The sequence below is a fragment of the Pseudovibrio sp. Ad37 genome, from assembly GCF_001623075.1.
Lineage (GTDB): Bacteria > Pseudomonadota > Alphaproteobacteria > Rhizobiales > Stappiaceae > Pseudovibrio.
Map to the genome: position 1 here is coordinate 14,112 of NZ_LMCF01000024.1, position 21,167 is coordinate 35,278.

The 21,167-nt window shown below is 50.5% G+C and carries 16 protein-coding genes and 1 riboswitch; of the genes, 9 read left to right on the forward strand and 7 right to left on the reverse strand.

Translation table 11 applies throughout. From position 1 onward, the window contains the following. Positions 1–260 precede the first annotated feature (260 nt). From PsAD37_RS06435 to hisS, 4 genes are all read right to left on the reverse strand, one after another. Positions 261–5,504, reverse strand: a complete 5,244-nt coding sequence (locus PsAD37_RS06435) for a calcium-binding protein (protein WP_063295451.1) — start codon at positions 5,502–5,504, stop codon at positions 261–263. A gap of 257 nt (positions 5,505–5,761) precedes the next feature. Beyond that, positions 5,762–6,727 carry an ATP phosphoribosyltransferase gene (gene hisG / locus PsAD37_RS06440; protein WP_063295452.1) on the reverse strand — a complete coding sequence of 322 codons (966 nt, stop codon included), beginning with the start codon at positions 6,725–6,727 and terminating at the stop codon, positions 5,762–5,764. Continuing rightward, positions 6,727–7,824: an ATP phosphoribosyltransferase regulatory subunit gene (locus PsAD37_RS06445; protein WP_063295590.1), complete on the reverse strand. Its 1,098-nt coding sequence runs from the start codon at positions 7,822–7,824 to the stop codon at positions 6,727–6,729. The genes hisG and PsAD37_RS06445 overlap by 1 nt, the downstream gene beginning before the upstream one ends. Before the next feature lie 25 nt (positions 7,825–7,849). Beyond that, positions 7,850–9,370, reverse strand: coding sequence for a histidine--tRNA ligase (gene hisS / locus PsAD37_RS06450; RefSeq protein WP_063295453.1), 1,521 nt, complete (start codon positions 9,368–9,370; stop codon positions 7,850–7,852). A 260-nt stretch (positions 9,371–9,630) separates the two neighbouring features. Here hisS and PsAD37_RS06455 point away from each other — a divergent pair, with 260 nt between their 5' ends. The 7 genes from PsAD37_RS06455 (at position 9,631) to PsAD37_RS06485 (ending at position 15,622) form a co-directional block, all read left to right on the forward strand. Then, complete coding sequence (locus PsAD37_RS06455; protein WP_057463739.1) at positions 9,631–10,779, forward strand: glycosyltransferase family 2 protein; 1,149 nt, start codon at positions 9,631–9,633, stop codon at positions 10,777–10,779. 85 nt (positions 10,780–10,864) lie between these two features. Next, positions 10,865–12,370: a glycosyltransferase family 39 protein gene (locus PsAD37_RS06460; RefSeq protein ID WP_063295454.1), complete on the forward strand. Its 1,506-nt coding sequence runs from the start codon at positions 10,865–10,867 to the stop codon at positions 12,368–12,370. An 81-nt stretch (positions 12,371–12,451) separates the two neighbouring features. Next, positions 12,452–13,249: a ChbG/HpnK family deacetylase gene (locus tag PsAD37_RS06465; protein WP_208981724.1), complete on the forward strand. Its 798-nt coding sequence runs from the start codon at positions 12,452–12,454 to the stop codon at positions 13,247–13,249. A 219-nt stretch (positions 13,250–13,468) separates the two neighbouring features. After that, on the forward strand, positions 13,469–14,158 hold the full coding sequence (locus PsAD37_RS06470; RefSeq protein WP_063295455.1) for a Crp/Fnr family transcriptional regulator: 690 nt from the start codon (positions 13,469–13,471) through the stop codon (positions 14,156–14,158). 80 nt (positions 14,159–14,238) lie between these two features. Beyond that, positions 14,239–14,652, forward strand: coding sequence for a group III truncated hemoglobin (locus tag PsAD37_RS06475; protein WP_063295456.1), 414 nt, complete (start codon positions 14,239–14,241; stop codon positions 14,650–14,652). Between the two features lie 59 nt (positions 14,653–14,711). Next, positions 14,712–15,140 (forward strand): acyl-CoA thioesterase, encoded by a 429-nt coding sequence (locus PsAD37_RS06480; RefSeq protein WP_063295457.1) that lies wholly within the window; start codon positions 14,712–14,714, stop codon positions 15,138–15,140. Positions 15,141–15,172: 32 nt separating this feature from the next. Continuing rightward, positions 15,173–15,622, forward strand: a complete 450-nt coding sequence (locus PsAD37_RS06485) for a group III truncated hemoglobin (protein WP_244272492.1) — start codon at positions 15,173–15,175, stop codon at positions 15,620–15,622. A 29-nt stretch (positions 15,623–15,651) separates the two neighbouring features. Here the strand turns inward: PsAD37_RS06485 and PsAD37_RS06490 are convergent, their stop codons facing one another. Then, entirely contained in the window at positions 15,652–16,032 is a 381-nt protein-coding gene (locus PsAD37_RS06490) for a hypothetical protein (protein WP_208860115.1), read from the reverse strand. A gap of 47 nt (positions 16,033–16,079) precedes the next feature. Continuing rightward, positions 16,080–16,210: riboswitch (SAM-I-IV-variant riboswitch) on the reverse strand. Positions 16,211–16,497: 287 nt separating this feature from the next. On the opposite strand from PsAD37_RS06490, the gene PsAD37_RS06495 reads away from it, so the two are divergent. Then, the gene (locus PsAD37_RS06495; protein WP_063295459.1) at positions 16,498–17,739 is read left to right on the forward strand and encodes a sorbosone dehydrogenase family protein; all 1,242 of its coding nucleotides are present in this window, start codon (positions 16,498–16,500) and stop codon (positions 17,737–17,739) included. Positions 17,740–17,823: 84 nt separating this feature from the next. Here PsAD37_RS06495 and msrA read toward each other — a convergent pair whose 3' ends face one another. Together msrA and PsAD37_RS06505 are read right to left on the reverse strand one after the other, a co-directional pair. After that, positions 17,824–18,453, reverse strand: coding sequence for a peptide-methionine (S)-S-oxide reductase MsrA (msrA, locus tag PsAD37_RS06500; RefSeq protein ID WP_057463732.1), 630 nt, complete (start codon positions 18,451–18,453; stop codon positions 17,824–17,826). Between the two features lie 118 nt (positions 18,454–18,571). Continuing rightward, complete coding sequence (locus PsAD37_RS06505; protein WP_063295460.1) at positions 18,572–19,039, reverse strand: GNAT family N-acetyltransferase; 468 nt, start codon at positions 19,037–19,039, stop codon at positions 18,572–18,574. Between the two features lie 295 nt (positions 19,040–19,334). Here PsAD37_RS06505 and PsAD37_RS06510 point away from each other — a divergent pair, with 295 nt between their 5' ends. Then, positions 19,335–20,723, forward strand: coding sequence for a sugar porter family MFS transporter (locus PsAD37_RS06510; protein WP_057463844.1), 1,389 nt, complete (start codon positions 19,335–19,337; stop codon positions 20,721–20,723). The last annotated feature ends 444 nt before the right edge of the window (positions 20,724–21,167 follow it).

Genomic DNA, 21,167 nt, shown 5'->3' on the forward strand with positions numbered 1-21,167 from the left:
TATTTATGCAGCTCATGATTGCGTGTGGCTGACCCAAAGTGAGGTAAGAAATACAAATGCTCGGTCTTGTTGATTCGAAGAAATATTAAAATCCACAATAACTTACAGAGAAGTTTCTTTTACAAGGTGCATCGCAGTTTAGGATGTAAAGTTTATTCAAAACGGCTGGAGAGGTTTTCGTCATAACTTTCAGTATGTGGTTACGAAAAAGCCCCGGCACAGTAGTGCCGAGGCTTCGAAGTTAGTGCTATACGCAAAAGTTAAGAGACAAAACTAAAATCATCAGCATGTAAATCAGAAACCTCGACAAACTGCAGAGTGATTGAGTTGTTTTCATCAAGTTGAATGATCGTATCAGAGCCTTCCTCGCGAGCTGCGGACATCACATCCTCGAAGGTCTCAAATACACCATCTGAGAATTGTATAGTGTCGATGAAACCTTGGTTTGCATGAAAATCGATGATTGTATCATTGCCAAAGCTCTCGCCAAAAATGATTGTATCACGGCGATCGCCGCAGGTAATTGTATCGTCTCCAGCACCTCCAGAAATCTGATTATCGCCGTTTACGGCAACAATAACATCATCTCCGCCAAAGCCGTTGATGACGTCATCACCATTCGTGCCCCAAAGGATGTCGGCATTATCACTTGCATTTTTCAGAAGCTTTTCGTGGATGTCTTCCCAGTTCCAGACAGTACCGTCTGCGAACTGAATCTCACCAAAGGCCAGTCGGCCTACTGTTGATGAGAATGCGTCCACAATCAGTAGCGAACCTCCGTCTTTGAAGTGATACTGAAGGTCAGAAGAGCTACTGTTTCCAGCGGAGCGTTCAATGCTGACATCATCTGGAGTGATTCCTTCACCAAATACGATCTTGCTTTCTGCAGTCCATAAGTGCTTGGTATGGATGATGTCTTTCCCGTCACCCAAGCCATAATGGAGCACAACTTCACCACCAGAGTAATGAAGAGTATCGTTGCCACTTCCACCTTCAATAGTTGTAATGACGTCGCTTGTAGGAGTAGCCAGGCTGTAGAAACTATCGTTTCCATTACCTCCAAGGAGTGTGTTGTTTCCTAGTGTACTACCGGACATGACATCATCACCATTTCCTCCTTCAAGAATGTTATCACCTGTGCCGCCGCCTAGTAGATCGTCCCCGTCTCCACCATACAAGTGATCATTGCCGTTACCTCCATAGAGTTCGTCGTTCCCGTCTCCACCAAACATCTGGTCGTCACCATCACCGCCGTGCAGCTTGTCGTCGCCCGCTTCACCGTAAATGTGGTCATTTCCTGCATCACCACTCAGGACGTCACTTCCATCTCCTCCTTTGATGGTGTCATTTCCATCGCCGCCAAAGATGAAGTCTCTGCCGTTCCCACCGTCGACAACATCATCACCTGCAAGGCTCTTGATAATGTCACCGTCAACAGTACCCGTTATCGTATCATTCCCAGCTCTGGCTCCATGATCAAAGGCGTGAGCTGCTGCGCTGTCGATGAGCTTTTGATTGATGTCTTCCCAGGTCCAGACCGTTCCATCGGAAAAGTGAACTTCGTTGAATAACATCTTTTTACCTGAAGGGAAGAAGCCATCATCCAGACGTAACGTACCACCGTCTGCAAAGGTAAACTCAAGTGAACCACTCACGAGAACTTCGTCAGGAGTGATGGCTGCGTTAAAGATAAGTTTATTGGATGGACGACCTGCCTTGCCATTTGCATGAATAATATCGTGACCATCCCCAAGACCATAGTGAACTGTGATATCGCCACCGTAGTAGTGAAGGATATCATCGTCCTTTCCACCTTCAATGTGAGATGCGCCATGGAAGACATAGAGGGTGTCGTTTCCACTGCCGCCTAGCAGCTGAATTGCATGCGGCGTACCGGCATGGAGAGTGTCATTGCCATTCCCACCATCAAGGATATCATCGCCTCCAAAACCTGCCTCAAGCAAATCATCACCATCTCCGCCTTTGAGGATATCATTTCCCTCTCCGCCAATCAGGTGGTCATCACCGTCTTCGCCATAAATGGTGTCATTCCCGCCGAGTCCCCTGATCACATCATCACCAGTGGTGCCACCTAAGAGGTCGTCCCCGTCACTCACATTCTCAAGCAGCTTCTGGTTGATGTTCTCCCAGGTCCACATAGTGCCATCAGCAAACTCAATCTCTCCAAGGATGAACCGCAAGCTGTGAGGGTCCATCACTCCGCTGAGGAGCAGAGTTCCGCCGTCTTTAAAGGTGAGTATGATGTTGTTCGGATTAGATGATGTTCTTGCAACCGTGACTTCATCAGGCAAGACGTCAGGACCCAAAATTATTTTGTTATTTTTGTCTTTAAAATCTTCAGGCTCCCAAAACTCTACTAAATCATCGCCATCGCCCAAGTTGTAATGGATGGTGACTTCAGCACCCCGTGTCACATAGGTTGTGTCGTTGTCTGCTCCACCTGTTATTATTGCAGTGTCGCGATAGACCCATGTAGTATCATCACCGGCTCCTCCTGCAACAATCGAAGTGCCGTGGTAGGCATGTATAGTATCGTTGCCATCTCCTCCAATAACCTGATTTTCTCCTTCAGTCCCGCTGTTGATGGTGTCGTCGCCTTCTCCGCCATCAAGAATATTGTTGCCTTGAACTGCAGTGAGCCTGTCGTTGCCAGCACCTCCTTCAAGGTGATTATCTCCGTCGTTGTCTTTGAGAGTGTCGTTTCCTTCGCCACCTATGAGGTGATCATTTCCCAAGAGACCTTCGATCCTGTCATCGCCGCCAAAGCCATAAATAACGTCATCACCCAAAGTACCCGCGAGCACGTCATCGTCACCACTTGCATTTTCAAAGCAGAACCGATTGATGTCTTCCCAGTTCCAGACCGTGCCATCTGCGAAATGAAATTCACTGAACGTGTACGCGGTAGGATAAATGTAAAAGGCGTTTTTGATGAGCAACGTGCCGCCATCTTTAAACGTTAGAAGCAGATCAAGGTCGTCACGAAGATATCCTTGTCGGTCTATGCCTTCGCCCACTTGTGTTACAGTGATTTCGTTGGGTGAGATAGCAGCACCAAAAACAACTTTTTCATTGTTTATCGTCGCATCCTCTGAATGATTGACGTAGATGGTGTCGTTGCCATCACCAAGGTCATATCGGAAGGTGGTGATGCCATTACCATAATAGAACTCATCGTCTCCGGTTCCGCCTTCTAGCGTATCATTCCCATTCCCTGCTTTCAGGATGTCATTGCCGGCACCTCCAATGAGGGTATCGTCACCATCACCACCGTCTAGCAGGTCATTGCCAGTTCTACCTTTCAATGTGTCATTGCCAGCTTGCCCATAAAGACTATCGTCACCTGCGCTAGTTGTAATATGATCATCACCTCCACCAGCGTGAATGATGTGATCGTTTAAGGCATTAGTAGAGAAGTTGTCGACGCTGTCTGGAAATGTAAGTCGGGTGACGGTTTCGTCTTCACCTGTACTGTCTGCAAGCTTCTCGCTGATAACTTCCCAGTTCCAAACAGTGCCATCGGCAAATTCGATTTCGCCGAAGTTTAAACGCAGGGTATCTGAATCTATGACAGATTTCAGCTTGAGGGTTCCACCGTCTTTGAAAGTCAGTAGAAGATCGGTAGATGTGCCATTTGCATGCGTCACTGTAACTTCGTCCGGAGAAATACCGGAACCAAGAATGACCTTATGATTTTCTTCCTTCAGTTTTTCCGGATACCAGAAATCAACGGTATCATTACCATCACCTAAATCGTATCGGACGGTGACCTTTGCAGAGGAAACGTTAACGATATCATCTCCCGTTCCTCCTGAGATAACTGAGGTGCCGGTAGCTGCATGTATTGTGTCGTTGCCACTTCCGCCTAAGATCTGATCCTCTCCATAAGTGATGCTAAGGATTGTGTCATTACCAGCACCTCCATCAAGGACATTGTTACCAGCGGTACTTTCTAGTCTGTCATCACCAGCACCGCCTTCTAGGTGATCATTTCCTTCATGTCCTCTGAGAGTATCGTTTCCGTCACCACCCACAAGGTGATCGTCTCCAGAGTAACCATTGATATCATCGTCTCCGCCGCGACCATCAATAGTGTCATCCCCTAAAGTGCCGGCGAGTTCTTCATCTTCCTCACCTGCGTTTTCAAAGCGCATCTTGTTGAAGCTTTCCCAATTCCAAACAGTGCCGTCTGCAAAGTGGAACTGTCCAAATGTAAAGTAATTTGGTCCGTGGTGGAAAACATTGTGGAGACGTAACGTTCCGCCATCTTTGAAGGTCAGCAAGAAATCAAGATCGTCGCGTTCATTGCCGTACTTGTCTGTGCCTTCTCCTTGGCGCGTAACTGTGACGTCGGCAGGGGGTATGCCTGGCCCGAAGACCACTTTTTCATTGTAGGAAGATTCTATATCGTGGTTCACATGAATGGTGTCGTTGCCATCACCAAGGTCATAGCGGAAGGTGGTGGTGCCTTCACCGTAGTGGAACTCATCGTCACCGGCTCCGCCTTCAAGGATATCAATTCCGTTACCGGCTTTGAGGATATCATTGCCCTTGCCACCGAGCAGAGTGTCATTACCGTCGCCACCGTCCAGGGTGTCATCGCCACCGTAACCCCAAAGTTTGTTATTATCGGCATCGCCTGTGATGTGGTCATCGTAACTGTTGCTGCCCATAACGTTTTCAATGGAGACAAGGGTATCTCCGTCCGCATCACCTTCATTCTTTGTCTGATCAACGAGATTTACTGTGACAGCGGACTTGGACCAGCGATAGCGAACTGTATCGTTGCCTGTGCCTCCATCGAGATAATTGTCTCCAGAGCCATAAGCGTTGAGCCAATCATCGCCAGCTCCGCCTTCCAGATGATCGTCACCGTCAAGAGCATAGAGACCGTTATTGCTGTCATCGCCAATAATCACGTCATCATGATTTGATCCGAAAACTGTTTTGATGTTCGAAAGCTGATCGCCTTCCGCGTCACCACCAGACATTGCTCCTGTGTCCAGATTCACAGATACGCCTTCTGTGGAATTGCTGTACCGGATGACATTGTTACCGCCGCCACCGTCAATTATATCAGCACCGGCACTGCCATAGATTTCTTCCCCAGCAGACGTGCCATTAAAGATATCGTTTCCATCTGTGCCGTAGTACTTGACATAACCACTGCTTGAAACCGTCAGGTTGGAGAAAACCGTCCCATCAGCAAATTCAAATCGTTCGATGCCGTGATCACCAGCAATCCAATTATCAAAGTAAAAAACGTCAGCAATCTCATTAAGCGGCTGGTTCGGGTTAGCCGGGTCGATCAGATAGAATACCAGATCGCCACCTTCGAGGCGGATTTTGAAATCGCTTAGTGTGAGGTCACCATCAAAACGAATGGTAGTGATTCCAGGCGCTCCTCCAAAATAGTCGATGCCTATTCCACGCTTGAAACCGTAGCTGTTATCGCCTTCAAGAGGCATTTTATCTGCAGCCATCTGTTTTCCTCGAATTTCATAAATATTTAAATATATGCATTGAGCACATATAATAAATACACTTCAAGGTTGTGTCTAGGTGACTCAGAGAAATCGCTAAATTTACATAAATTAGATGGATAAGTATTTTGAAGTTACTGCAGGTATGTCATAGATACATAAACACGCAGAAATCTCACAAGTAACGCAAATCAACGCAATAAAAAACGCACCCCGAGTAGAGGTGCGTTCAAAAATTTTTCTCAGTGGTTTTAGTCTTAGCCTGCGACTTTTTGTGCCAGAGGCTCAAACAACGGGTTTGCTGTGTGGAACACATACTCCAGCGGCGTCACAGTCACCATTTGTGCTCCTTCTTCGCGCAGCATGTCTGCACATTCAGGCACTCTGGCAGCAGGGCAATGCAGGACTAAAGAAGAACCTTCAATGCCAAACGGGGCAACACAGCCAAGAGCAGCAACCTTCTCCAGTACACCTGCAGGATTTGCGACAACAGTACGCATCTCTTTGAAATTGTGAGCGTTATCCTGCGCCGTGATCCGGTCCAGCATCAAGCGGGCGGCCTGCAAAGCACTCTCATTCCAGTTGGCTGTTCTGGACGCCACCAGGTGTGCCTGAGACCTGGCGATCACACCATCCTCAGGGATCTTCAGATTGTTGGCTTTCAGCGTAGAACCAGTCGAGGTGATGTCCACCACCAACTCAGCAGAACCAGCAGCAGGTGCACCTTCAGTCGCGCCAGCACTCTCAACAATGCGGTAATCCGCAATGCCTTTTTCTGCAAAGAACTGCCGAGTATGGTTCACATACTTAGTCGCAATGCGCAGGCGGCGACCATGCCGCGCCCGAAAATCTGAAGCAACGTCAGCAAGATCGGACATAGTGGACACATCAATCCACGCCGTTGGAACCGCAATCACAACGTCCGCATGGCCAAAGCCAAGAGCGGTGATGATATGCGTCTTCTCCTCGGGACGGTCGATGTTCTCGTTGACTAGATCCGTTCCGGTGATACCGAAGTGAACAGTACCAGCCGCAATCTCACGCGCGATCTCAGAGGCAGAAAGGAACGCGATTTCAACGCCGTCCACGCCCTTTAAGGTTCCACGGTAATTGCGATCACCACCCGGACGCTTCACCTTCAAACCGGCACGCGCAAAGAATGCATGGGTCATTTCCTGAAGGCGGCCTTTGGACGGTATCGCAAGAATAAGATTAGAGCTCATCAGCTTGCTCCCTCAAAAGCGCGGTCCAGCCAGATTGTAAAGCCAACAGCAGGAACAGTACTTGGCGCACCAAGACGTTCCACCAGCTTGTTGTAGCGACCACCACCGATCACTTGTCCAAGATGCTCACTGGATTCATGATGAATTTCAAAGACAAAGTCGGTGTAGTAATCGAGACGGCGACCAAAATCACCGGAGTACTCCAGCTTTGAAATATCAATACCACGCGCTGCCATCAGGTCGGTACGCTTCGCCAAACGCTCAATGGAAGCATCCAGATTAAGCCCGGTCTCTTTGGCGAACCCATGCAAGGTCTCAACCGCTTTCGCAGGTGGAGGACCAGACACGTTGAGATACTCACTCAATCGCGAGATCACATCCTTGTCCACGCCTGATCCAGCAGAAAGGGCGGCTTGCTCCATGAAGCGCTCAGCAATTTCGTGAGCTGTACGTCCACCAACAGCAGAAATGCCCGCAAGTGAAAGCACATCTTCAACAACAGCCACAGCTGCTTCTGGGTCCCGACCCTCAAGAGCAGCAAGAAAGCCCAGCTTCGCATCTGGTTTGGCCTCAACACCACTCATTCGGGTGATAACCTGATCCAGCCGGTCACGCTCACCAAACACATCACGCAGACGACGCTGCCAAACCTTTGGAATCTCAAGAGCTTGCAGAACAGCTGTAAACAGGCCTTCATCACCCACTCGAATGCGAGGGGAGGACAAGCCAAGCTTATCAGCAGTCTCTAGAGCAAGCGCCAGCATATCCGCATCAGCTTGTTCTTCATCCTCGCGGCCAATGGATTCAACACCGGCCTGCATGGTTTCACCCAGTTGCCCAGGTCGATGTCGGAAAACTTGCCCAACATAGGAGAATGCCGCAGTACGACCCGCGATACCTGTTTCCAGATAATGTCGGGCAATCGGAATAGTAAAATCTGGACGCAAGCAAAGCTCTTGTCCATCTTCTCCTGTCGTCAGGAAAAGGCGCCGCCGGAGATCTTCACCAGCCAGATCTAAAAAGATATCGGCTGGCTGTAAGATTGGCGGGGTTGCCTCTTCATAACCTGCATCCCGAAAAAGCTGGCTCAAAGCCACGCTGCGGTTATCCCCCAATGTCATATTAGTTCTCGCTTTGGTTTTTGCGATCGTCTTCCTGTGCGGCCAGAAGCTTTTTCACTTCTGCAACAAGATCATCCCGTTTCACAGCAAACTGTGCAGGACGGCTCTCACGCCAGGTTTTGTTATCTTCAATCTCGGCAGAAAGGCGTTTGCCTTCAATGAGATCTTTGATTTGAATTTCGCCTTCTTCACGCTCTTGCGAGCCTTGAATGATGGCACAAGGTGAGTTGCGGCGGTCAGCGTACTGAAGCTGCTTGCCAAACTGCTTTGGGTTGCCCTGATACATTTCTGAGCGGATACCAGCAGTGCGAAGCTCCTGAACCATGGCTTGGTAATGTGCAAGGGAGTCAACGTCCTTGTCCATCACACATACAACCACTGGGCCTGCAACTTCTTCCTGCCCAAGCTTGCCGAGCATAGTGAGTGCTGACATCAGACGGGAAACACCAACAGAGAAGCCGGTAGAAGGCACAGGCTGGCTCATGAAGCGGGAAACGAGGCCGTCGTAACGGCCGCCACCACCAACAGAGCCAAAGCGCACAGGGCGGCCTTTATCGTCTTTCACTTCAAAGGTCAGCTCAGCTTCATAAACAGGGCCGGTGTAGTATTCCAGACCGCGCACAACGGATGGATCAATCAGAACACGGCCATCAGTGTAGCCTGCTGCATCAAACAGCTTGCCCATGGTTGCCAGTTCTTCAACGCCTTCCGCACCAGTTTTGCTGTCTGCGATCAAACCACGAAGGTTCTCAATGGTCTGGTCGGTGGTCTCACCACCAGCTTCCACAAAGGCAAGAACCTTTTCCGCTTCAGCTTCACCAAGTCCAGCACCCTTGGTAAAGTCGCCGGAAGCATCTTTACGGCCTTCACCCAAAAGCAGCTTAACGCCTTCAACACCAAGACGATCCAGTTTATCGACAGCGCGTAGAACGGTCAGACGGGTATCAGCGTGTTCGTCACCGGAAAGGCCGATCACTTCCATCACACCGTCCAGAACCTTGCGGTTGTTCACGCGGATCACGTAGTCACCACGTGCAATGCCGAGGCGCTCCATCGTGTCGGACGCCATCATGCAGATTTCAGCATCAGCAGAGACAGAAGGCGCACCAATCGTATCAGCATCAAACTGCATGAATTGGCGGAAACGACCCGGTCCAGGCTTTTCGTTGCGGAATACATAACCAGCGCGGTAGCTGCGGTAAGGCTTTGGCAGGCTTTCGAAATTCTCGGCCACATGACGGGCGAGGGGCGCGGTCAGGTCGTACCGCAGGCTCATCCATTGCTCGTCATCATCTTGTAGCGAAAACACACCAGCGTTCGGACGGTCCTGATCTGGCAAGAACTTGCCAAGAGCATCAGTGTACTCGAACAATGGAGTTTCCACGGGCTCAAAGCCGTAAAGCTCATAAGTCTGCCTGATAACGGAGAGCATCTGCTCCATTGCCTGCAGTTCAGCTGGACCGCGATCTACAAATCCGCGCGGTAAACGAGCTTTGAGCTTGGCACTTTTCTTTTTTGCCATGAGGCCGTCTCATCCATGAAATAAAAGGGTTGTTGCAAACGCTTCCCGCAATAAGTCCCCAGAACGCACCAAGGGAAGCATGCTGTTGTCTGTCTCCTAGCCCATTGAGCAGGGGAGGGCAAGGCGCGAAGCGGGTGCAATCCGGCGCAAATTTCCCAATCAATACTTGCAATAGCGTCAAGAGAAGCTAAGGTCGCCCCAAAAAATGGAAGGACCATTCCCTTACGCATGCAAAGGAAGGTCTGCACACTGGAGAAATCATGGTGTCAAACACCAACTACGAACCAACTGAAATCAGCAAATCCGAAGGTCGCGTTACAGGTCCAGCAGAGTTAACTGTTGTATTGCCGACTTATAACGAAAGCAAAAACGTTCCCATCGTGGTTGAGCTGCTGGATAAAGCGCTCGCTGGTGTAGCTTGGGAAGTTATTGTTGTTGATGATAATTCTCCAGATGGAACCTCTAAAGTCACTGCTGACATTGCGCAGCAAGACCCTCGTGTTCGCATTGTTCAGCGTATTGGTCGTCGTGGTTTGTCCGGCGCATGCATTGAAGGCATGCTGGCCTCCAGCTCCAAATTTGTAGCTGTGATGGATGCTGACCTTCAGCACGATGAGAGCCTGTTGCCCAAGATGCTCGAAGCACTTCGTTCTGAAAGCTACGACATCTGCGTCGCCTCCCGCCATGTGGAAGGTGGGGATGTTGGGACGGGTCTGTCCTCAATTCGTGCATGGGGCTCCAACCTTGCCAACAATCTGGCACGTAAGTTTCTTAAAGTGGAACTGTCCGACCCGATGAGCGGCTTCTTCATGCTGCGTCGTGACAGGTTTGTTGAGCTCGCTCCGCGTTTGTCGTCCCAAGGCTTCAAGATCATGCTCGATATTGTCGCCAGCGGAAAAGGCGCCCTGCGTGTGAAAGAACTGCCTTTCGTTTTTCGTGAGCGTCAGCATGGTGAAAGTAAGCTCGATACACTGGTGACCATGGATTACCTTGGTTTGCTGGTTTCCAAAATCTTCGATGATAAGATTTCAGTTCGCTTTCTTATGTACTCCATGGTCGGTGGAACAGGTGTCGTCGTTCACCTCATCGCATTGAAGATATTCCTTGCCGCCTTCGGCATGCCATTTGGCCTCTCGCAATTGGTTGCAACCTTTGTGGCCATGTCCTCAAACTTTTTCCTCAACAACCGCCTGACCTATCGCGACCGTCGTTTGACGGGGCTTGCATGGATCAAAGGTCTGCTCACATTCTATGTGATCTGTAGCTTTGGTATTTTGGCAAACGTTGGTGTGGCAGAGTTGATCTATACGAACAAACCAATCTGGTGGTTTGCAGGTGCTGCTGGTGCCGTTATGGGCGCGGTTTGGAACTACGTCGTTTCCAACGCTCTGACATGGCGCAAAGGCTAAAGCGTTTCTTCTAATAGTGAGAGAAGCTTTTCACAGGAAGAAACGCAGGAAACCAAAGTTAAAGCACTTTGAGGAAAGCATTTAAATGCAGGACAATCCCGCAGGAAAGCCGCTGAGCTTTTGGTTGCGCCCGACCAATCTGATCCTGATTGTAGCCGTGCTGTCTTTGGCACGGCTGGCAACTGGTATGAATGTCGATCTGGTTGAGGATGAAGCCTATTATCGTTTGTGGGGGCTGTATCCTGCATTGGGTTATTACGACCACCCGCCAATGGTCGCTTATTGGATATGGCTTGGTCAATCCTTGTTCGGTGACACGGCACTTGGCGTTCGCTTCATCAGTATCCTGTCTGCTGCAATCGGTTCCCTTGCGCTCTGGCGAACTGCAAAAATCCTATATGATACCCATGTCGCTGGCTGGACAGTCCTGTTTTTCAACGCAAGTTTGCTGATTGGTGTCGGCTCACTGTTAGCTACGCCTGACGCACCCTCTGTTTTCTTCTGGGGACTGGCTTTGTGGGCCATGGCAGAGCTGACGGTATCCAAAAATGCGAACTGGTGGATTCTGGCTGGTATCTTTGCAGGATTAGGCCTTCTTTCAAAATACTCCGTGTTGTTTCTGGGGGTAGGGATTATTCTCTGGCTGGTGTGGGTGCCTGAGAACCGCAGATACTTCCTGTCCTGGCAGTTGTGGCTCGGCGGAGCACTGGCAATCGCGATCTTCTCTCCAGTACTTTACTGGAACTCGCAGCATGAGTGGATTTCTTTTGTAAAGCAGTTTGGGCGTTCTATACCAGAAGGGTACTCCGTCAAGTACATTGGCGAGTTCATCGGCGCTGTTGCAGGCCTGCTGAACCCGCTCGTCTTCATCATAGCGATGGTTGGTGCGTGGCGTGTCATCCGCAAAATGATAAAGCAAGACAACACGGCCAGCCTGCTGGTTTTGACTGTCCTGCCGTTCCTGGTCTATCTGACCTTCCATTCATTCCATTCGCGTGTTCAAGGCAATTGGCCAGCTCCGATGTACCCGACACTGGCCCTGTTCGCTGGTATTGCAGCAGCTTATCCGCCTGCTAATGTTGGCCGCTGGTTCAAAGTGCTTGCCCCGATTGCAGTCGGCCTGGGTGTCGTTGTAGCTGGCTTGGTCTATATCCACGCCTACACTCCACTCAACACATCTTTGGGCCGCAAAGATCCAACGCACCAAATGCGTGGCTGGCAAGAAATTGGCGATGAACTGACCGAGTTAGCAAACGCAAATGACATCAATTGGATTGGCACAACCAGCTATGGTTTGACGGGCCAAATGTCGAATGCGCTCAAGAAGACAGACCTCAAAGTCTATGGAATTCCTGAGCGAATGCGCTATGCAATGATTCCCGATAATCTCCAAAGTCCCGAAAATAGTGACATGCTGTACGTCACCGAGGAAAGAAGAGACCGCTCTCAAAAGCTAAAAGCCAACTTCAATCAGGTTGAGCTGCTAAAGACCATCCCCCGAGAGAATAAGGGATTATTCGGAAAAACAGCTATTGAAAATGTACGGGTCTACCGATTATCAGACCCCAAACAGCCCCTGAAATCCAACTGAAACAGCTGAGATTCCGTTGCGTTAAATTTGCAGGCTTTGTTAAATGTACTCCTGAACCTTTTGGATTGGGAGATCCGCGCGATGAAGCGCATCCTCTTGACGAGTCTCGAATTTGGGCAAAGCTACGGTGTTGACCGGGCGATCTGCGATCTTATCATCGCAGGTCGGCTTTCTGCTGTAGGCTGTGTTGTCACTGGCAAGATGTGGTCGAGGGAGTTCTACCAGCTTCGTGACGTGGTTGCCTGGGCCGAACATGAAACCATGGTCGGCCTGACTGTCACACTGACAAAACCTGCCGGACCACTCACTGATTTTGGTCGGACGGTATTCGGAGAGACGTTCCCCGCGCCGTGGTGGTACGCAATGCGCAGCCCCATGAAGATGCTACCGGAAGAGGCGATCGCCGCTGAGATCGCCGCTCAGGTGGATCTGTTCGAAGAAGTCTATGCTCGTCCGCCAGCCTTTGTTGCCATTCAGGGTAACCTCGCAAAGCATCCTGCCGTGCATTCAGCGCTCATCACGGTGCTCAGCATGATGACAGGACGAGAGCCTGCACTGGTATTGCCTGCTGGTGTTAGTCGGTCGAGTAATTCCATTTCCAAGCGCGCCACCAAAGCCGGATTAGAAACTATATTCTCAGGTCCAGATCTGCCAATGGCTGATGAGGACACGGATCTGCGAGATTTCTTCTGGCACGGAATCAATGAGGCGCAGGATTCGGCGATGGTCTTATGTCGGCCATCCTATCCTGAAGAGCAGGCCCAACCCGTCAAAAAGAAAAACGTGCGCCAGAGCTCATCCCGTGAGAACCAGCTGAAGTTCCTGATAAGTGAGGAATTTCCGTTTCTTTTGATGGAAAAAGATATCTTCTTGTTCTAAGAACGATCTCTTCCTGCGGTTGAAGAGATCGTTCCTTTTGAATTTGCCATAAACGTTGGGGTATTTATGAACACCCCTAATTTGCCTAAAACTAAAGAATATCTCTGTGACTCCGGTCACAAAATGGCCGCATGATAGACCTAATTAAAATCATCAATTATATTGATGCAGCTTAAACTAAAAAACTGAATCTACGGCGCGTCAGGATCTTGTGGCAAGATGACAAAGTTCAAAGAACTCCTTCAAAACAGCTTTTCACTGTCGGGTTTGGCCGAGGAACATGCACATGGTCTCTCTGAGATAGCTCAGCCTATGTCATTGAAATCCGGCGCAGTTCTCTTCAAGGCTGGGGATCCTGGTAATGGTTGTTATGCAATCATCGAAGGCAGCATGAAAGTCTCCGTTGTCTCGTTGGATGGCAGTGAGCAACTGCTTGCAGTTCTCGGACAGGGCTCTCTGGTAGGTGAAATTGCTTTGCTTGATGGCAGTGAACGATCTGCTACCGTCACGGCACTTAAACCGAGCCAGCTTGCATTTATCTCCAAAGCTGCATTTTATCGTTATGCTGATGAGAACCCCGCTGTTTACCGTCACATGCTGCAGATCGTAGCCACGCGCCTGCGTCGTTCAAACGATGCTCTCGCCGCACGGTCGTTCTTGCCACTCAATGGACGCGTTGCGCAGACACTGCTGCAACTCTCTGAAACATTTGGCAAAAAAGTCGATAGCAGCAAAATCCTCGTTCACTATAAGATCTCTCAGGCTGAAATCGCCAATATGGCTGGTGGTGCCCGTGAGAACGTCAGCCGCGTACTCAATGTCTGGAAGAGAGAAGGCGTTATCAGCCGCCTCTCTGGATATTACTGCCTCGAAAAGCCAGAGGTGCTACGAGCTGCCGCAGAGCTTTAAACTCGGTATTTGAGTAAAAGTGACCCGAACTAACAAAAAGGGCATGGGCCTTGTCCCAACAAGGCTCCTGAAACATCGAGATGACCTATCAGCATTTTGACATTCGCCCACAGGACGAGTGCACACTAATCCATCCTGACCTGACGCATTCTCAAGTGCGTGCTTTGGTTGCCAGGCATTCAGAAAAACTCCGCCATAATGGCGAGCTGGCATCGGTCTACCAGAATAGCATGAAGTGCGACTGGGAGGATTACGAAGCTCAGGCCGTGCGTTTCTGGTGCTCCGCTCTCATGAAAGACAGAAGCTATTCTGGCCGTCCTCTTGGCAAGTATCGCGGTGCCGCAAAGCAGGTATGCAGCGATGATATTGCCAGCTGGTTGAAATTATTCGAGAATGCAGTAGATGAATGCGTTGCTGAAACCGCTCGGGCCAACACCAAGAAATGTGCGACCCAGGTTGTTGATTGCTTCCATATGGCGATGATCCCTGCTTGAGTAGTTGAGCTTCGCCATGCATAGCATTTCGCATGATGGATCTACGGAGCTTTAGAACTATGAATGATACAAGAGACGCTGTCGAAGAAGAGCAGCCGATTGGTGAGCTGACCACGCGCACAATGGCGATGCCGGCAGACACCAATGCTTCTGGCGATATCTTCGGCGGTTGGGTCGTCTCTCAAATGGATATTGCCGCCGGTATTGCAGCAAGCCAGTGCGCCATGGAGCGCGTTGTGACTGTTGCGATCGACAGCATGACCTTTATCCGCCCTGTTAAAGTGGGCGATGTAATGTGTGTCTACTCCAATGTGCTCCGTGTTGGCAGAACCTCTGTAACGCTTTCCATCGAGGCTTGGGCTTTGCGTCACCGCTTTGGCTATCGCGAGAAGGTTACGAATGCTCAGTTCACCTTTGTTGCTGTTGACGATAACGGCAAGCCGATTGTGATCTCTGAAGAGCAACGTGCTAAGTACAACAAAGCTTAAGCGGATCGCGGATTAGGAATAGGAAACAAGCTGTGTCATCAAAAATTCCCGTTATGTCAGCGCGTGAGCGGACACCGCTTGATCCTTCCATAACACCTGCCCAGATCAATCATCTGGTTGAGAGTTTTTATGGCAAGGTCCGCCAGCATGAAACGCTTGGCCCCATTTTCCTGAGGGAGATGGGGGAGGACTGGGGGCCGCATCTACATAAGATGAAGCACTTTTGGGCATCAGTTCTGCTAAAAACTGGATCGTACAAGGGCAAACCAGTTCCGGCTCACGCTAGAATTCAAGGTGTCACCACTGAGAACTTCCATGAGTGGATGGACCTGTTTGAAGAGGAGGTCTACGCGATCTTCTCGCCAGAAGCAGCACCGCTTCTTCTGGCAACTGCACAGCGCATCGCACAGAGCCTGTGGCTTGCAATGTTCGCAGACCCGTTTGCTACGCCTCCTGCAAAATTCGGCAGCCGCGCAGCTTAAAAATCAGTTTGTATTGTAGTGCAGCTTACCTAGCTCGGGAATTTCTTTCTCGAGCGCAATGCGTTTTGCCTGAAGTACTCGCGTAATGCTTCCAGTTCTTCGGGACGACGGCGTGCAGTATCCGCAAATAGACGCTCGTCAACAACCGTATGGCATCCTTCTGCCCATAGGCGAAGCAACATAGCAAACCGGTCAGAGCGTTCGTCAGTGGTCAGCGGCGTGTTTGGCTGTCGTGTTGAATTGGAGAGCAGCCGACTGCGCAGCCCTTTTTCCAGAATCAGACAATCCAGCAAATAGGCAGCAGTAAACTCGTCGGCAAGGTGTGCGACGGCTTCCCTCAAAGATTGAGGCACATATTCAGATACATACGATTGCCATGCAGACTGTGGCTGACCAGCAATATCAAACATTAAATCCTCCATCGGTTTCCCGAGGAGGACTGGCGCAAAATCCATTGAAACTACCGCTTGGTTGTTACGAATGATGAAGACAGCGTCCTCACTTCGAAACCACATCCCTTTTGGCGGAGACCACCTTGCCCGGTTAGGCAGGTTGGCGAGGGCGCCAGCCCTTCTCTTGATGATGCGTAGGATTTGGCACGAAAATGAGGCAATTGCAAGTGGGCACCTTTCCTTTGTTCTTTGTCCACACTTTCAAATTTACGTCATGTCGTATTCTAGCACCACAAAACGCAACTTCCGCTAAGTGAATATCTTCAATTTTTGTGGTTCTATAAACTGAATTCCCGTCATATCTGAGTATTCTCCTCAGACTTTGAATGAGCGCATAGTGGCAGCTCAAAAAGGCAGAGCATTCCAAATATTCCGATCAATTTTCTCAGTCAAATTTCTAGGCCCTTCAGGAAGGAAAAAACGATGTGCACCACAAAGCCCGTTCTCTTTGGAGTCCTGACAGGGTGCGCCTACGCCTTGCTGCTAACCACATCTCTGGCAGCAACGACCACCAAAATGGTCGATGGTGTCAAAACGGAGTTTGTGGAGCAGGTCTCTGAAGAGCAGAAAACTCTGGCTCGCAACACTAAAGTTGTGGTCATGCCCAAAGGCTTCCATATCGAACCTTACGCTGCCGTTCCTGACGCCCGCCATATGGCAGTCGCAGCTGATGGCAAAACTGTCTTTGTAGGGACGACTACGGACAGAGTCTGGGTCGTTACTCCGGATAAAGAGGGCAAGAAAGCTGCGGAAGTTCGCCAATTCGCTCCAGATCAGTCCTTCATCATCCCCAATGGTGTGTGCTTCACAAAAGATGGCTCGTTGGTCCTTGCAGAGCAAAACCGTGTCCTGAGTTTTCCGAAGGCATTGGAAAACAAAGAGCAGGGCAAGCCTGCGGTGAAGGTGCTAGTCGGCAAGGGTATGCTTATCCCTCCCTCTGAAGAAAGCTATAATCACTCCTCCCGTGTGTGTGATCAGGGCCCGGATGGCCGCATCTATATCTCGCTCGGACAGCCTTACAATGTCCCGCCCAAGATGAAGCTAAAACTCTATGACAGCCTCGGCATTGGCGGCATTATCTCCATCACCGCAGATGGTATGGATCGTCAGGTCTACGCGACCGGGATCAGAAACTCCGTAGGATTGGAGTTTCATCCAAACTCCGGCAATCTCTGGTTTACCGACAATCAGGTGGATGGCATGGGAGATGACATCCCGCCTGAGGAGCTGAACAAAGGCACCGAGCCGGGCAAGAACTACGGCTTCCCATGGTATGGCGGTGGAACGGTCCGTACTCCTCACTATATTGATGAGCCTGTCCCAAGTGGTGTGGTGAACCCGGAAGTTGAGCTGGACGCCCATGCCGCAAGTTTGGGCATGACGTTCTATCAGGGCGATATGTTCCCTGAAGAATACAAGGGCGGCGTCTTCATCGCACAGCACGGTTCATGGGACCGCTCAGTGCCAATTGGCGCACGCGTAGTGTTTGTGCCCATCAACGAGAAAGAGGAAGCTGGAGCACCAAGCATTGTCGCCACGGGCTGGATTGATGCCAGCGGCGATTATCTGGGCCGCCCGGTTGATGTGGTCGAACTTGGCGACGGGTCATTATTGATCTCAGATGACTCTGCCGGCGGTATCTATCGCATGTACTACGAAGAGTAGGGAGCTTTCCCGACGTGCAGCAATACACCTAAAAGAAAAGACCAGAGCAATGCCTCTGGCCTTCTTAAGTTCTATACTAAGCCCTTAGTGCTCTCCGGGGATACCTTTGTAAGCATTTGGACCCCAGACCTGTTTGACGCGTTGATCACGGCCACAGCGGTAGCGGTAGAACTTGTAGCGGATCGGGTTCTTCTCGTAGTAGTTCTGATGATAATCTTCTGCATCATAAAACGGCGCTGCAGTGCGGATTGGTGTTACAATCGGGCGGTTGACCTCACCTGATTTTCCAAGCGCTTTCTTAGAGGCCTTTGCCGCTTTCAGCTGCGCAGGGGAGGTTGCAAAGATGGTTGTCTGATAGCTCTCACCACGATCACAAAACTGACCACCAGCATCTGTTGGATCAACAGAATGCCAGAAAGCTGTCAGCAGCTCTTCATAAGACACCTTGGCCGGATCAAACTTCACTTCCAACGCTTCGATATGACCTGTGCCACCAGCAGAAACCTGCTTGTAGGTCGGGTTTGCACTGCGGCCACCTGTATAGCCGGATGTGGTCTCAAGAACGCCTTCGATCTTGTCAAAGTCAGATTCGATACACCAGAAGCAACCACCAGCAAAAATTGCGGTTTCGGTCTCAGCAGCTTGCGCAGGCTGGCTCACAGCATAAAGCAAAGGAAGAACGGCAAGGGCTTTTGCAGCTTTGCGTGCAATCATCTCAGATCCTTAAATCAGGTCATGCATTGGAATTGCCAAAACCTTAGCAGCCGTCCGCCCACAACGGAAATGAAGTCACTTCAACAAAACGTCAATCACTGAGAGCGTGCTCTGCAAACTAAAACTCGCAGGACATGTTCCATCCGGTCACGTTAAAGCCAGCCTTGTAGTAGGTGCGTATGGCGCCGTGATTGTCAGGAGCGACACGAAGACCAATGCGCGTCAGGCCATCTTTCTTGAACGTCGCCTTCAATGCTTCAAGAGCTTTGGAAGCATACCCCTTGCCCCGATGTTCTGAGTAAACCAGAAAATCCATGATGAAGGCAGACGCATCATCCTGAAGGGAGTACCAGAGAAAACCAACTTCCACTTCGCCAGCCTTCGTCTTGTTGACGATGCTAAGCAGCTTGTTGTGTTCGTTGCTTTTTCCCTCAGGAAAGGCCTTTAACAAGCCGTCCTCGGCCTTTTTCAACGCGGCCTGTTCTTCCATACTGCGATTATCCATCAGATCCTGGGCGTATTCAGAGACGGAAATGATCTGAAACTCGTCAAAACGAGCTGCGGGAAAATCCTGAAGAGCAATCATGGCAAATCCTGGTTGGCAAAGGTTGAAGCGCTTCGGAAGGTCTTGCGCTGATCATGTGACGGGAAGCTTAATTGAAGACTAAGGCCGCGAAAAGCTCAATGCTATAATTCCTAACAGGTGCAATTTAAGCCACCGGATCATCATGGAGACACCGAAACTATCCATGTTGTCTTTCCCGCATATGATCAAACATTATTGGGGTCTTGCGAAAAACAGCTCAATTCAGGGCTGTGTGTCTTCCGGTTGGTTAGAGACCTCCGCCTATACTTTCCCTTGGTCTTTAAAGGGATTGCGCATGATTATCCTCCTGGCATGTATCGCCGTACTTTGTGGTTTGCTCTATGGCTACAACGAAGGCGTCATCGCTGGCGCTTATGAGCCCATCAAAGCAGAGTTTGAATTCTCTGCGTATTGGGGAGGGCTTCTGGTCGCATCCTTGTCCATCGGCGGTTTGATCGGAGCCTACCTGAGCGCCTATCTCAGCGACAGATTTGGCAGACGATCAACGGTCATCATTGCAGCCCTGTTCTTTATCACCGGGGCTGTCTTATCCAGTGTTGCGCAAGACCTTTTCATCCTCACATTTGCTCGTTCTCTCATCGGAATGGGGATTGGCCTGTCCTCAATGGCAGGCCCCCAATATGTCTCCGAAATTGCACCGCGCAAGATCAGAGGCCGTATGCTTGGCGCGTTCCAGTTTATGATCTCCTTTGGTGTCTTGATTGGCTACCTCTCCAATCTGATCACACTTGATCTCGGCTACAGCGCAGAAGCCATCAATCGCTGGCAGTTCATGTTCCTCCTTTCCGCAATCCCTGCAGCGTTTCTGCTCTTTGGAATCTGGAGTGCCCCTGAAAGCCCGCGCTGGCTTGTCATGGCAAAGCGCTCAGCAGAGGCTGAGGCCGTCTTTGAAAAGATCGAACCAACCCGATCTGAGGCATGGGTCAAAGGCAATGTGAAGCGGATTGAACAAGATCTCGCCGAAGTCGCAGACCAAAAGGGAGGCTGGCTGGACCTCATCAATCCACGAAACCGGCCTATCACCAGTTTCTGCGTCTTCACCTTCCTGTTTCAGCAACTCAGCGGCATCAATGCCGTCATCCTCTACGCACCGGAGCTCTTCGGTGACCTGGGCTTTTCTGAGGAAGCAAGCCGCTTATCTGCAACGGTCGGTCTTGGTGCAGCACTCGCTCTGGCCGCAGCTGCCAGTTTGCTTCTCATTGATCGTGTTGGCCGCAGACCCCTGATGGTCTACGGATTGCCCGCCTGCGCACTCTCTCAGTTCCTGATTGTGGGAGGTTTTCTCATGGGGGACGGGATTGGCACGGCTTTGTCCGTCTCAGGTCTTTGCCTCTACGTAATCTCCTATTCCCTCTCCATGGGGCCGCTGCCATGGGTCTACATGTCAGAGGTGTTCCCCAATTACCTGAGGGCCAAAGGCATGGTTGTGGCGGTAACTGTCAACTGGGTCTTCACATTCCTTGTTGTGTTCGGTTTCCCCAAATTGAACCAGCTCTTCACGATCACCGAGATCTTCCTGTTCTTCGCCATATGCTGTTGCATCGGAACCGTCTACGCCATCCGCCGCGCACCAGAGACCAAAGGTGTCTCTCTGGAGGATATCTACGAGCTGTTCCACAAAGGGGACAGCAAGACAGCTGAGAGGCCAGTTGCTGGCGAGTAAAACCGCAAGCACTAAAAGCACCGCATGACTTCTCATGCAGTGGTGAAGCTAAAATCCCGAGAAACGGGAGGGGCAAGGCGAGCAGGCAATACCTGCGCATTTTATATAAGTTAGTTTCTTCGGCATTGACTGTCGCCTCGCCCGGGCGTTTTTGTATGAAACAAGGTCTCCACCGAAAGGCATTGGGAGCAGGTGCCTACCCATCAACGTGAGGCCTCACAAAACACAAGGCTTTGCTTCGAATCTCACAGTCAGGGCAGTTGCTGTAAAGGACAGTTTGACTTGTCCCTGACAGCAGCAGCTGCCAGTGTAGACGCCCATCGGGTGACCAGCTTCCGCTTGGTCCCTGCACTAAAGACTTTCAAGGGGTGTTTCAACGGACCCGCCGGAGAATGCGTTATGTCTCCCGGTAGCCCCGCCCAGCCCACGCCACACTGACGGTCG